Raw genomic sequence first — 13,513 nt, forward strand, 5'->3', positions numbered from 1 at the left:
CACCCGAGGCCGTCAGTCCAGCAGGTCCAGCAGCGGTGTGAGCCCGGCCGGTCGCTCGTCGACCGGCCGGTGGTCGACGGGATGGAAGGCGCAGCCGAGCGCCGTCGCGCCGGCGTCGGCGGTGAGGTCGTCGCCGACCATGAGGACGTCGGAGGGGTGGTGGCCCAGTTCGCGGCAGGCCGTCTCGAAGATGGCGGCGTCCGGCTTCTGCACGCCCTGCTCGAAGGAGAGGACGTAGGCGTCGACGAGTTCGTCGACGCCGTGGTGGCGGAAGACCGGGCGCAGGTCCCAGCCGATGTTGCTGACGACGGCCACCGGCAGGCCGCGGCGGCGGAGTTCGGCGAGGGTGGCGGCGGTGTCCGGGTAGGGGCGCCAGGCGGCGGGGGCCAGATGGCGTTCGTAGAGGGCGTCGACGAGGCGCGGGTCGGGGAGCTCCGCGGCCCGGGTGAGGCCGGTGTAGGCGGCGCGGTGGCGGACCATGTCGAGGTCGCGCTCCCGCCAGAGCCCGGCGAGCTCCTGCGGGACGACGCCGTAGGGGCTGCCGGGCAGCGCGCCGAGTGCGGACAGCCGGTCCACGCACGCGGCGGCCTCCGCCTCGGGCACGTCGAGGCCCAGCGCGTCGACGGTGGCCTGCCACCATTCCCCGACCGGTTCGATCCGGAAGAGGGTGCCGGAGAAGTCGAACATCACCGCTTTGATCATGTCCGGCACCCTATCCGGGAGGCGAGGGACGCCGTCGCGTCAGCCTGCCATGGAGCGTTGCATCTTCACCGACTGCAACAGCCCGATGCCGATCCAGATCGCGAACATCGACGATCCTCCGTAGCTGACGAAGGGCAGCGGGATGCCGGCCACCGGCATGATGCCGAGCGTCATGCCGATGTTCTCGAAGCCCTGGAAGGCGAACCAGGTCACCACGCCGGCCGCCAGCACGGTGCTGTAGAGGTCGGAGGCCTCGCGGGCGATGCGGCAGGCGCGCCAGAGGATGATGCCGAGCAGGCCGATGATGACCATGCCGCCGATGAAGCCGAGCTCCTCGCCGGCCACGGTGAAGACGAAGTCGGTCTGCTGCTCGGGGACGAACTGGCCGGTGGTCTGGGTGCCGTGGAAGAGGCCCTTGCCCGACAGGCCGCCCGAGCCGATGGCGATGCGGGCCTGGGCCGTGTTGTAGCCGACGCCGGCCGGGTCGAGCGCCGGGTTGGCGAAGGCCGCGAAGCGGGCGATCTGGTACTGCTTGAGCAGGTGCAGCTGGACGACCGCGGCCGCGCCGATCACGCCGACCAGGGTGAGTCCGCCGATCCAGCGGCCGGGGGCGCCGGAGGCGAGCAGCACGCCGAGGATGATCACGACCATGACCATGGTGGAGCCCAGGTCGGGCATCATCAGGACGATCCCTATAGGGACGCCGGCCAGCATCAGGGCCTGGAGGATCGAGCGGCCGTTGGGCTGCTGCATCTCGCCCGCGTCGACCCGTGCGGACAGTATCGTCGCGCAGATCAGGATGATGGAGATCTTGCAGAACTCCGACGGCTGCATGGAGAAGCCGCCGCCGAGCACGATCCACGAGTGCGCGCCGTTGACGGTCGATCCGAGCGGGCTCAGCACGGCGAGGACGCCGAGGATCGACAGGCCGTAGATGAACGGCACGGCCGTGCGCAGCCGGTGGTGGCCGAGCAGCACCACGCCGGTGCACAGGCCGATGCCGATGGCGAGGTTGACCAGGTGGCGGACCAGGAAGTACTGCGGGTCGCCGTGGTTGATCTCGACGCGGGAGCGGGTCGCGGACCAGACCAGCAGCGAGCCGATCCCGGAGAGCGCGAGGGCGGCCAGCACCAGCGGCCAGTCCATCCGCCGCAGCGGCGAGTCCCGCTCCAGCAGCCGCCCCATCCCGCCCTTGCGCGGGGTGTACCGAGGCGTCGAATAGCTCGTGCTCAGGCCGCTCATGCGCCCACCTCGCTTCGCTCGGCAGCCGCTTCGCGGAACGCGCACCTCTTCATGGCGACCTCGCTTCGCCCGCTCACGCGTCACCCCTCCGCTCCGGCGCCAGCGCCGCGATGTCGAGGGCGGCGAGCAACGGGGTGCCCGAGTCGGCGGGGTACGTCTGCGGGGCGGTCCAGGAGACCGGCTGGGTCACCGTGCCGTCCGGGTGGAAGCTGGGCAGCGAGGTCTGGGCCGCCGGGCGGATCGCCTTGCTCGGGTCGATCTTGCCGTCGGCCTGGATGCCGTAGAGCGCGTTGTAGATGTTGCGGACGGCCGGGCCGGAACCGCCGGAGCCGGTGCCACCCTGGGAGATCGTCATGACGATCGCGTAGTCCTTGGTGTACGTGTCGAACCAGGAGGTCGTCTGCTTGCCGACGACCTCGGCCGTACCGGTCTTGGCGTGCAGCTGCACCTTGTCCTGGGGCCAGCCCTGGAACTTCCAGGCGGCGGTACCGCTGGTGATGACGTTCGCGGTGGCCTGGTCGATGTAGTTGATCATGTGCGGCGTCGTGGGCAGGTGGCCCTGGACGACCGGCTTGATCTGCTGCACGGTCCGGCCGCCGGGGCTGACCACGGCCTTGGCGAGCTGCGGCTGGTAGAGCGTGCCGCCGTTGGCCAGCGCCGAGTAGATGCGGGCCATCTGGATCGGGGTCACCAGGGTGTCACCCTGGCCGATCGCGTAGTTGACCTCGTCACCGGCGCGCAGCGTCGCGAAGTCGACGCAGTCCTCGCTGGCGATGGCGCGCAGGTACGGGTCGGTCTCCGTCTTGGCCTGCCGGCACCAGGTGTCCTTCATCTCGTTGTAGTAGTCCTGGTGCCACTGGCGGTCGGGGACCCGGCCCTTGACCTCTCCGGGCAGGTCGATACCGGTGTCGGCGCCGAGGCCGAACTGGTGCGCGGTCTTGTACAGCCAGTCCTGCGGGTGCTTCGGCTTGGTGCCGCCGTCGCTGAGCCACTGCTGGTAGGCGATGTTGTAGAAGACCGTGTCGCAGGAGACCTCCAGCGCCTTGGAGAGGTTGATCGCGCCGAAGTTCTCGCCCTCGAAGTTCTTGAAGACCCGGCCGCCGATGGTCATCGACGAGGTGCAGGGGAAGGTCGAGTCGTAGGTGTAGCCGGCGTTGAGCGCGGCCGTCGTGCTGACGACCTTGAAGGTCGAACCCGGCGCGCTCTGTCCCTGGATCGCCCGGTTCAGCATCGGGTAGTCGGAGTTCTGGCTGTTCAGCGCCGCGTAGTCCTTGGCGGAGATGCCGCCGCTCCAGATGTTCGGGTTGTACGTCGGCGCGCTGGCCATCGCGATGATCCGGCCGGTGTGCACGTCCATGACCACGACCGCGCCGGAGTCGGCCTTGAAGTTCTCGTGGGTGACCGTGTCGTAGGTCTTCCGCAGGGTCACCATGGCGTCGTTGAGCTGCTGCTCGGCCAGGGCCTGGATCCGCGCGTCGATGCTGGTGACCACGTCCGAGCCGGGCACCGAGGCGTTGCCGCCCGCGGTGCCGATGACCCGGCCGAGGTTGTCGACCTCCAGGTTGGTGGTGCCGTTGACGCCGCGCAGCGCCTTGTCGTACTGGTACTCCAGGCCCGCCCGGCCGACCTGGTCGGAGGGGGCCAGCGAGGACTTGCCGTTGGCGTCGGTCGCCGCGGTGATCTCGTCCTGGGTGACCGGGGAGAGATAACCCAGTATCTGCGCCGCGTTGGCTCCCGACGGCGCCGGGTAGAGCCGGACCGCGCTGGGGCTGGCGGTGACGCCGGGGAAGTCCTCCTGGCGCTCCATGATCTGCATGGCCTGCTGGGTGTTGGCCGTCTGGGTGACCGGGATCGGCTGGTAGGGCGAGCCGTTCCAGCAGGGGCGCGGGGTCTTCGCGTCGCAGAGCCTGACCTTGTCGTGCATGTCCTCGTAGGTCATGCCGAGGACCTGGCCGAGCCTGGTCAGCACCGCCTTGCCGCCGTCCTTCTGCTGCAGCAGAGCGGTGCGCGAGACCGAGACGACGAGCTTGGTGGTGTTGTCGGCCAGCGGCACGCCGTTGGAGTCGAGGATCTCGCCGCGCACGGCCGGCACCACGACGGTGCGGATGTGGTTCGACGAGGCCTGCTGCGCGTAGGACGCGCCCGAGCGGATCTGCAGGTACCAGAGTCTGCCGCCCAGCGTGCCGAGCAGTGAGAGCACCAGCACCTGGAGGACCAGCAGCCGACCGGTGATCCGCCGGGTCCGGCCCGTCTCCGGGATGTTGCCCACGGGGTGCCCCTCCTCGTGCTCTCGCTTCGCTACTGCGTCAGTGCTGTGGTGTCCGCGTTCCGCGCGTCAGCGCTTGGCGGCCTTGCTGAGCCTGGCCGTCATGCCCAGCCTGCTTCCGGTCTTGCCGCCGCTCTTGCCCGCGGCGCTCCCGCCGAAGCCGGGGACGGTGCCGAGACCGGCCGCGCCGCCGGTGCGGGTGCCGCGGTCGCCGAAGAAGGCGCCGCGACGGTTGAGACCGGTGCGGCGCGGCTTGCTCGGCGTGCTGCCCTGTCCGGCGCCGCCCGCGGGGTCGGTGACGGTACGTCTGGCCAGGGCCATCACCACCGGGACCACGAAGGGCGCGAGCAGCACGTCGTAGACGACGGAGGAGATGAGCAGCCCGGTCAGGCCGACGTGCCGGGCGGCGGTGTCGCCGACCAGGGCGCCGACGCCCGCGTAGAGCGTCGTCGCGCCGAGGGCGGCGCCCGCCACCACCATCAGCGGCGTGGTCACCGAGCGCAGGTGGCCGTTCTCCGGGCGCAGCAGGCCCGCCACGTAGCCGACCAGGCAGAGCACCAGCGCGTAGCGGCCCACCGCGTGGTCGGACGGCGGCGCGAGGTCGGCGAAGAGACCGGCGAAGAAGCCGATCAGGCAGCCGGTCACGTGCCCGTAGACCAGGGCGAGGCCGATCACGACGAGCAGCAGCAGGTCGGGGACGGCGCCGGGCAGGCCGAGCCGGGCCAGGATGCTGACCTGGACGACCATCGCGAAGACGACGAGCGCCGCGGAGAGCAGGACGCGATTGATCCACATGGCGTCAGCCCTTCTTCTTCACATGGGCGGACGGAGTCGCCGGCGGGGTGGACGGCGACGGGTTGTTCGTGGGGGTCGGCGCCGGCTTCGGCGGCAGCACCGCGTAGCGCGGGTCGGTGGCCGGCGGCTGGACGACGACGCCGACCAGGTCCAGCTTGGTGAAGCTGACGAAGGGCTGGACCAGCACGGTCCTGGTCAGCTCGCCGGGGGTGTTGACGATCTGGGTGATGGTGCCGACCGGGACGCCGGGCACGAACGGCTTGTCGTTCTGCGAGCCGAAGGTGACCAGCCGGTCGCCGACCTTGACGCCGGCCTGGCCGTTGAGCAGCTCGACCCGCATCGGGGCGTCGCCCTCGCCGGTGCCGAAGCCGATCTCACCGCTGCCCTCCATCCGGGTGCCGACGGTGAAGCGCGGGTCGACCGCCAGCAGCACGGTGGAGCTGGTCGGCGCGACCGTGGTGACCCGGCCGACGAGTCCCTCGCCGTTGATCACCGTCATGTCGCGCTGGATGCCGTCGTTGCCGCCGACGTCGATGGTGATGGTCCAGGAGAAGTTCTGGCTGGCCCCTATGGCGGTCACCTGGGCGGCCTTGATGGTGTACTGGCCGGCTCCGGCCTCGCCCAGCAGCTTGGCCAGCTCGGTGTCGCGGCCCTTGACCAGGTCGGAGGAGGAGAGCTGCTGCTTGAGCAGTTCGTTCTGCTGCTCCAGCGTCCTGATCCGGTCGCCCTGGCTGCCGGAGTCGCGCAGCGAGTGCAGGCCGTCCGCGAGCGGCTTGACCATCCCTGAGACGCCGTTCTCGACCGGGCCGAAGACCGACGCGGCGGCGGTGCGCGGGCCGTTCATCGGCGAGTCGTCGCCGCCGCGGATGTCCACGGTGATCAGCGCGAACGCGACCGCCACCAGGAGGATCAGCAGGAGCCGGCTCTCTCGTGTGTCCCTCACGATTCTCGGCAGAGCCCTTCAGTCAGCGTGCGGTCAACGAGCAGTCAACGAACGTGGGAACGGCGGTCAGCGGCGCGGCTGGGCGTCCAGGACCTGCTGGAGGGCCTCGAACTCCTCCACGCACTTGCCGGAGCCGAGCGCGACCGAGTCCAGCGGGTTCTCGGCGATGTGCACCGGCATCCCGGTCTCGCGGCGCAGCCGCTCGTCCAGGCCGCGCAGCAGCGCACCGCCCCCGGTGAGAACGATGCCGCGGTCCATGATGTCACCGGCGAGTTCCGGCGGGCACTGGTCCAGGGTCGTCTTGACGGCGTCGATGATGCTGTTGACCGGCTCCTCGATGGCCTCGCGCACCTCGGCGGCGGAGATCACCACGGTCTTGGGGAGACCGCTGACCAGGTCGCGGCCGCGGATCTCGCTGTGCTCCTCCTTGTCCCCGTCGACGGGGTGGGCGGAGCCGATGGTCATCTTGATCGATTCGGCGGAGCGCTCGCCGAGCAGCAGCGAGTACTCCTTCTTGATGTGCTGGATGATCGCGTTGTCCAGCTCGTCGCCGGCCACCCGGATGGACTGGGCGGTGACGATGCCGCCGAGCGAGATCACCGCGACCTCGGTGGTGCCGCCGCCGATGTCGACGACCATGTTGCCGGTCGCCTCGTGGACCGGGAGGCCGGCGCCGATCGCGGCGGCCATCGGCTCCTCGATGATGTGCACCTGGCGCGCGCCGGCCTGGGCCGACGCCTCGATCACGGCGCGGCGCTCGACCCCGGTGATGCCGCTGGGCACGCAGACCACGACCCGCGGACGGGCCAGGTAGCGGCGGCGGTGGATCTTGAGGATGAAGTAGCGCAGCATCCGCTCGGTGATCTCGAAGTCGGCGATCACGCCGTCCTTGAGCGGGCGGATGGCCACGATGTTGCCGGGCGTGCGCCCGATCATCTTCTTGGCCTCGGAGCCGACCGCCAGGATGCCGCCGGTGTTGGTGTTCACCGCGACGACCGACGGTTCGTTGAGCACGATCCCTCGGCCCCTGACGTACACCAGCGTGTTGGCGGTGCCGAGGTCGACAGCCATGTCACGACCGATGAACGACATGTTGTTCGCCATGGGGATGCGGGGCCTTCCCGGAGCTCGCGGATGAGGGGGGCGACGGCGGCGGATGGGTAGGCGGATACGCCGACTCACTGGCCGTCAGCTACTGCGACCATGAACGATGCTGCCGCCCGGCAGTCACCATGGTAGCGACGGGACCTTCGTCGCCATTGTCCGTGCAGACGATCGGATATCCCGCCATTGGGACGCCGTGTGTCGAGGGTTGGGTTCCGTATGGCCGAGATTGATGCCGTGGGAATCCGGTGAAGAAAAGGTGCGGCTGCCCGCGACCGGCCTTGATCAGGCGCGACCGGGGAAGAAAATCTTGATCTCGCGCTCGGCGGAGGTCTCCGAGTCGGAGGCGTGGATGAGGTTCTCACGGGTGATGGTCGCGAAATCCCCGCGAATGGTGCCGGGGCCCGCCTCGAGCGGGTTGGTCTTTCCTGCGAGCAGCCGGATGCCCTCGATCACGCTCTCGCCCTCGACGATCATCGCGACGGACGGACCGGAGGACATGAAGCCCATCAGCGGCTCGTAGAACGGCTTGCCGACGTGCTCGGCGTAGTGCTGCTCCAGCGTCGCGGCGTCCAGGGTGCGCAGCTCCAGCGCGGCGATCCGCCAGTCGGCCTTCCGCTCGATCCGGGAGACGATCTCGCCGATCAGACCGCGGGCGACGGCGTCGGGCTTGAGCAGGACCAGGGTGCGCTGGGTCGAGGACATAGGGGACGGCTCCCGGGGATTTCGAGGTGGCGAGGACGCTCACCGTGATGCTACGCGATGTGATGATCGACACGAGACTACCCGAGCGCCCGCAGCGCGGACGCAGAGGGTACTGCCTGAGCCACTACCCCGATCCGGGCGGGGAATTCGCTCACAGTAACGACCGGAAGGGGCTGTTCCGCGGTGCCGCGGGGAGACCGGTCCGGCCGGATTCACTCCACCGGACGGCGTCGTCGAGGTGACTCCGCCCGGCGCGGACCCGCGTGTGCCGGAGCCGGCTCAGGCCTCGGCGAGCCTGGCGGCCTTGATCGCGTCGATCTTGCGGCCGTAGTGCACCGAGGCCCACCACAGCCCGGCGAAGATGACGCCCAGGCCGTACATCATCGACACGACCGCACCGCTCGCGATGAGGGCGAGCTGCAACCCCCACCCGATCGCGACCGCGCCCTTGCGCCCCAGCACTCCGCAGAGCAGCACGCAGAGCAGCATCGCCGCCCCCGACACCGACCAGAGCGTCGTGCCGGACACGTGCGAGAGCCGCATCGCGACGAGCGCGGCGAAGCCGATGACCATGGCTTCGCTGATCAGCGTGGAGGAGCAGAGGGTACGCACGGCGGTCAGTCTAGTCCGCCGTGCGCGGCCCTCCCCCGGCAGGGTCAGCGCTTGCCGAGCAGCAGCCTGGCCTCGCCGATCGTGATGATGGACCCGGTGATCAGCACGCCCGCGCCGCCGAGGTCGCCCTCCTCCTCGGCCAGGGTGACCGCCGCGTCGATGGCGTCGTCCAGGCGGGGCTCGACGTGCACCCGGTCCTGACCGAAGACCTCCGCGGCGACCTGCGCCAGCCGGTCGACGTCCAGGGCGCGCTGCGTCGAGTTCTGGGTGACCACGATCTCGGCGAGGACCGGCTCCAGCGCCTCCAGGACGCCGACGACGTCCTTGTCGCCACTCGGCGAGAAGACGCCGATCAGACGGGTGAAACCGAAGGACTCGCTGATCGCGTCCGCCGTCACCCGGGCGCCGCCCGGGTTGTGCGCGGCGTCCAGCACGATCGTCGGACTCCGCCGGACGACCTCGAGCCGGCCGGGCGAGCTGACGCCCGCGAAGGCCTGGCGCACCCGGTCGATGTCCAGCGGCTGGTCGTGCGCGGTGCCGACGCCGAAGAAACCCTCGACCGCGGCCAGCGCGAGCGAGGCGTTCTGCGCCTGGTGCGCGCCGTGCAGCGGGAGGAAGACCTCCGGGTACTCGTGCCCGCCGATCCCGCGCAGGGTGACCAGCTGGCCGCCGACCGCGATGTCGCGGTGCAGGACGCCGAACTCCATGCCCTCGCGGGCCACGGTCGCGTCGACCTCCACGGCGCGACGCAGGATCACCTCGGCGGCGTCCAGCGGCTGCTGCGAGACGACGGCGAGGCCGCCCTTCTTGATGATCCCGGACTTCTCCCCCGCGATCGCGGCGGTGGTGTCACCGAGCCGGTCCATGTGGTCCAGCGAGATCGGGGTGATCACGGAGACGCCGGCGTCGATGACGTTGGTCGCGTCCCAGGTACCCCCTATCCCGACCTCGACCACGGCGACGTCGACGGGGGCGTCCGCGAAGCAGGCGTACGCCATCGCGGTGACGACCTCGAAGAAGGACATCGGGAACTGCTGCTGGGCGTCGACCATGGCGACGTAGGGCTTGATGTCCTCGTAGGTCCGCACGAACAGCTCGGGGCTGATGGCTTCGCCGTCGAGGCTGATCCGCTCGGTGATCGACTCGACGTGCGGGCTGGTGTAGCGGCCGGTGCGCAGCTCGAAGGTGCGCAGCAGCTGCTCGATCATGCGAGCCGTACTGGTCTTGCCGTTGGTGCCGGTGATGTGGATGGTCGGATAGGACCGCTGCGGCTGGCCCAGGATGTCCATCAGTGCCTTGATCCGCTCCAGGGAGGGGTCAAGTTTGGTCTCCGGCCACTTGGCGGCCAGTTCCGCCGTGACGGCGGTCAGCTCGATGTCACTCACGGCGCAAGTGTACGGATGCAACGGCGCGACACCCGACGGCGAAGGGCCCGCTGCAACTCCTCAGGGGCGCGGGGTTCTGCTCAGAACCCCGCGCCCCTTTCGGCGGCTACGCCGCGGGCAGCGCACTCAGCTGGGCGGTCAGGCGCTGGATGTCGTCCTCGGCCTTGGTGAGCCGGCCACGGATCTTGTCGATCGCCGCCGGGGCCGCCTTCGCCAGGAACGCCTCGTTGCCCAGCTTCGCCGTCGCCTGCGCCAGCTCCTTCTCCGCGGCCGCGAGATCCTTCGCCAGGCGCTTGCGCTCCGCCTCGACGTCGATCGCGCCGGAGAGGTCCAGCGCCACCGTCGCGCCCGCGACCGGCAGGGTCGCCGTCGCGTGGAAGCCCTCGCCGGCCGGCTGGAGCCGTGCCAGCGACCGCAGCGCGCCCTCGTGGGCGACCAGCGGCGTGCCGTCGAGCGTCAGGCGGGCCGCGACCTTCTGGCCGGGCTTGAGCCCCTGCTCCGCACGGAAGCGGCGGACCTCGGTGATGACCTGCTGCAGCAGCTCGATCTCGCGCTCGGCGTCCGCGTCGCGGAACCCGCTGTCGGCGGGCCACTCCGCCACGACCACGGACTCCCCGCCGGTCAGCGTCGTCCACAGCGCCTCGGTCACGAACGGTGTGATCGGGTGGAGCAGACGCAGCGTCACGTCGAGCACCTCGCCGAGGACCCGCCGCGTGACGTCCGCCGCCGCGCCGCCCTCGGCCAGCGTGGACTTGGTCAGCTCGACGTACCAGTCGAAGACCTCGTCCCAGGCGAAGTGGAACAGCGTGTCCGTCAGCTTGGCGAACTGGTAGTCGTCGTAGAGGGCGTCCACCTCGGCGACGGTCGCGTTGAGCCGCGACAGGATCCAGCGGTCCGCCGCGCCCAGCTCGCTCTCGGCCGGGAGCGGGCCGGCCACCGTCGCGCCGTTCATCAGTGCGAAGCGGGTGGCGTTCCAGACCTTGTTGCAGAAGTTGCGCGAGCCCTGGACCCAGTCCTCGCCGATCGGCACGTCCGCACCCGGGTTGGCGCCCTTGGCGAGGGTGTAGCGCACCGCGTCCGCGCCGTAGGCGTCCATCCAGGTCAGCGGGTCGACCGCGTTCGGGTTGGACTTCGACATCTTCTTGCCGAACTCGTCGCGCACCAGACCGGTCAGCGCGATGGTGTGGAACGGCGCCCGCCCGTCCATCGCGTACAGGCCGAACATCATCATCCGGGCGACCCAGAAGAAGATGATGTCGTGGCCGGTCAGCAGGACGTCGGTCGGGTAGAACTTCTCCAGGTCCGGGGTCTGCTCCGGCCAGCCCAGCGTGGAGAACGGCCACAGACCGGAGGAGAACCAGGTGTCGAGGACGTCCTCGTCCTGACGCCAGCCCTCGCCGGTCGGCGGCTGCTCGTCGGGGCCGACGCAGACGACCTCGCCGTCCGGGCCGTACCAGATCGGGATGCGGTGGCCCCACCACAGCTGGCGCGAGATGCACCAGTCGTGCATGTTGTCGACCCAGTCGAAGTAGCGGCGCTCCAGCTCCTTCGGGTGGATCTGGACCCGCCCGTCGCGCACCGCGTCGCCGGCCGCCTGGGCCAGCGGGGCGACCTTGACCCACCACTGCATGGACAGCCGGGGCTCGACCACCGTGTGGCAGCGCGAGCAGTGGCCGACCGCGTGGACGTAGGGCCGCTTCTCGGCGACGATCCTGCCCTGCTCGCGCAGTGCGCCGACGACGGCCGAGCGCGCCTCGAAGCGGTCCAGGCCGAGGAAGGGGCCGTGCACGGTGATCACACCGCGCTCGTCCATGACGGTCAGGTTCGGCAGGTCGTGGCGGCGGCCGATCTCGAAGTCGTTCGGGTCGTGGGCGGGGGTCACCTTGACCGCTCCGGTGCCGAACTCCGGGTCGACGTGCTCGTCCGCGACGACCGGGATGGTCCGGTCGGTGAGCGGCAGCTTGATCCGGCGGCCGATCAGGTGGGCGTAGCGCCCGTCCTCCGGGTGGACGGCCACGGCGGTGTCGCCGAGCATCGTCTCCGCGCGGGTGGTGGCCACGATGATGCTGTCGTCGCCCTCGCCGTAGCGGATGGAGACGAGCTCGCCGTCGCGGTCCTCGTGCTCGACCTCGATGTCGGACAGCGCGGTCAGGCAGCGCGGGCACCAGTTGATGATGCGCTCGGCGCGGTAGATCAGCCCGTCCTCGAAGAGCTGCTTGAAGATGGTGAGGACGGCCGCGGAGAGCCCCTCGTCCATGGTGAAGCGCTCACGGGACCAGTCGACGCCGTCGCCCAGGCGCTTCATCTGGCCGAGGATGCGGCCGCCGTACTCCTGCTTCCACTGCCAGGTGCGCTCGACGAAGGCCTCGCGGCCGATGTCGTGGCGGGACAGGCCCTCCTCGGCGAGCTGCTGCTCGACCTTGTTCTGGGTGGCGATGCCGGCGTGGTCCATGCCGGGCAGCCACAGCGCCTCGTAGCCCTGCATGCGCTTGCGGCGGACGAGGGCGTCCATCAGCGTGTGCTGGAAGGCGTGGCCCAGGTGCAGCGAGCCGGTGACGTTGGGGGGCGGGATGACGATGGTGTACGGCGGCTTCTCGCTCTTCGCGTCCGCCGTGAAGTAACCGCGCTCTACCCAGCGGTCGTACAGCGGCCCCTCTACCTGCGCCGGCGTGTACTGCGTCGGCAACGTTTCGAGGGCGCTTTCGTCCCCGGTCTGGGCGGGGCGCTGGTTCATGTCGGTCACGACGGCAAGTTTAGAGGCCCGCGGTCCATGGTCACGAACGGCTTTCACGGACCGGAGGCCCCGTCAATCACATGGACAACGCAACCAGCGGACTGGTCTGATAATCGCCATGTCGATCAATCCGCCTCCGGGAGGCTACCCGCAGCAGGGGTATCCGCAGCCCGAGCAGTCGCAGCCGGGCCACCCGCAGCAGGGTTACCAGCAGCCGAACGTGCCCGCACAGGGGTATCCGCAGGGCTATCCGCAGCAGCCGCAGCCCGAGTACCAGCAGCCCGGCTACCAGCCGGAGTACCAGCAGCCCGGCCCGCAGCAGCCCGCGGAGGCGGCCTGGGGCTACGCCCCGCAACCTCCCCGCAAGCGCAACGGGCTGAAGATCGCGCTGATCTCGATCGGCGCCTTCGTCCTGGTCGTCGGCGGGGTCGTGGGCTACTTCGTCTACGACCAGACCTCGAAGATGGGCGTCTACAAGCTCGACGCGCCCACCACCTTCAACGGGCTGGTCAAGGACGACAGCAGCACGGTCGTCCAGTCCATGCAGAGCAAGGGCTCGTCCGGGCTCGGCGCGGCCGGCGCGACGCCGGTCATCACCGCCTACTCCACCGCGGTCGGCGACAAGCTGCCGAAGATGCTGGTCGTCGGCGCCTACGGCAACCTGCTCGCGCCGAGCATCCAGCTCGACGAGGGCTGGAAGTCGATCGCCACCGGCGGCAACACGGTCACCGAGAAGACCGACGAGAACGCCGGGGCCCTCGGCGGCTCGATGCAGTGCGCGATGGTCGACGAGAGCGGTGCGTACTTCCCGACCTGCGCCTGGGCGGACAACAGCACCATGGCGATCATCATGGACACCACGCACATGACCAGCAGCACCGGCGACCTGAACGCGCTCGCGGCCACGACGCTGCAGTTGAGGTCGCAGATGGAGGTCAAGAAGTAGCACCGGCCGGGTCCGCCCGCCGCGCCTGCCACGTGCCCCGTCGCCCCACCGGTCACACTTGTGTGCTGACAGCGGTAGG

General features: G+C 70.1%; 11 protein-coding genes. 1 reads left to right on the forward strand and 10 read right to left on the reverse strand.

Translation table 11 applies throughout. The features are described 5' to 3' along the window. Window positions 1–12: 12 nt before the first annotated feature. The 10 genes from BS83_RS20895 to BS83_RS20940 all read right to left on the reverse strand — a co-directional run bounded on the left by BS83_RS20895 (window position 13) and on the right by BS83_RS20940 (window position 12,488). On the reverse strand, window positions 13–702 hold the full coding sequence (locus BS83_RS20895) for an HAD family hydrolase (protein ID WP_037605175.1): 690 nt from the start codon (window positions 700–702) through the stop codon (window positions 13–15). Between the two features lie 39 nt (window positions 703–741). Beyond that, window positions 742–1,944, reverse strand: a complete 1,203-nt coding sequence (gene rodA, locus BS83_RS20900; RefSeq protein WP_037605176.1) for a rod shape-determining protein RodA — start codon at window positions 1,942–1,944, stop codon at window positions 742–744. Window positions 1,945–2,017: 73 nt separating this feature from the next. Beyond that, entirely contained in the window at window positions 2,018–4,213 is a 2,196-nt protein-coding gene (gene mrdA / locus BS83_RS20905) for a penicillin-binding protein 2 (protein WP_037605177.1), read from the reverse strand. A gap of 66 nt (window positions 4,214–4,279) precedes the next feature. Beyond that, window positions 4,280–5,005 carry a rod shape-determining protein MreD gene (gene mreD / locus BS83_RS20910; RefSeq protein WP_037605178.1) on the reverse strand — a complete coding sequence of 242 codons (726 nt, stop codon included), beginning with the start codon at window positions 5,003–5,005 and terminating at the stop codon, window positions 4,280–4,282. Between the two features lie 4 nt (window positions 5,006–5,009). Then, window positions 5,010–5,948 carry a rod shape-determining protein MreC gene (gene mreC, locus BS83_RS20915; RefSeq protein WP_037605179.1) on the reverse strand — a complete coding sequence of 313 codons (939 nt, stop codon included), beginning with the start codon at window positions 5,946–5,948 and terminating at the stop codon, window positions 5,010–5,012. A gap of 66 nt (window positions 5,949–6,014) precedes the next feature. Beyond that, window positions 6,015–7,040 carry a rod shape-determining protein gene (locus BS83_RS20920; RefSeq protein WP_037609535.1) on the reverse strand — a complete coding sequence of 342 codons (1,026 nt, stop codon included), beginning with the start codon at window positions 7,038–7,040 and terminating at the stop codon, window positions 6,015–6,017. 297 nt (window positions 7,041–7,337) lie between these two features. Continuing rightward, window positions 7,338–7,757 (reverse strand): nucleoside-diphosphate kinase, encoded by a 420-nt coding sequence (gene ndk, locus BS83_RS20925; protein WP_037605180.1) that lies wholly within the window; start codon window positions 7,755–7,757, stop codon window positions 7,338–7,340. Between the two features lie 279 nt (window positions 7,758–8,036). Then, window positions 8,037–8,369 (reverse strand): DUF4233 domain-containing protein, encoded by a 333-nt coding sequence (locus BS83_RS20930; RefSeq protein ID WP_037605181.1) that lies wholly within the window; start codon window positions 8,367–8,369, stop codon window positions 8,037–8,039. A 44-nt stretch (window positions 8,370–8,413) separates the two neighbouring features. Next, a complete protein-coding gene (gene folC, locus BS83_RS20935; protein WP_037605182.1) occupies window positions 8,414–9,775 on the reverse strand; it encodes a bifunctional tetrahydrofolate synthase/dihydrofolate synthase in 1,362 nt (453 codons plus the stop codon). Window positions 9,776–9,860: 85 nt separating this feature from the next. After that, complete coding sequence (locus BS83_RS20940; protein ID WP_037609536.1) at window positions 9,861–12,488, reverse strand: valine--tRNA ligase; 2,628 nt, start codon at window positions 12,486–12,488, stop codon at window positions 9,861–9,863. A 118-nt stretch (window positions 12,489–12,606) separates the two neighbouring features. Here BS83_RS20940 and BS83_RS45585 point away from each other — a divergent pair, with 118 nt between their 5' ends. Then, window positions 12,607–13,434, forward strand: a complete 828-nt coding sequence (locus BS83_RS45585; protein ID WP_051943490.1) for a hypothetical protein — start codon at window positions 12,607–12,609, stop codon at window positions 13,432–13,434. Window positions 13,435–13,513 lie beyond the last annotated feature (79 nt).

Source organism: Streptacidiphilus rugosus AM-16 (assembly GCF_000744655.1).
Classification (GTDB): domain Bacteria; phylum Actinomycetota; class Actinomycetes; order Streptomycetales; family Streptomycetaceae; genus Streptacidiphilus; species Streptacidiphilus rugosus.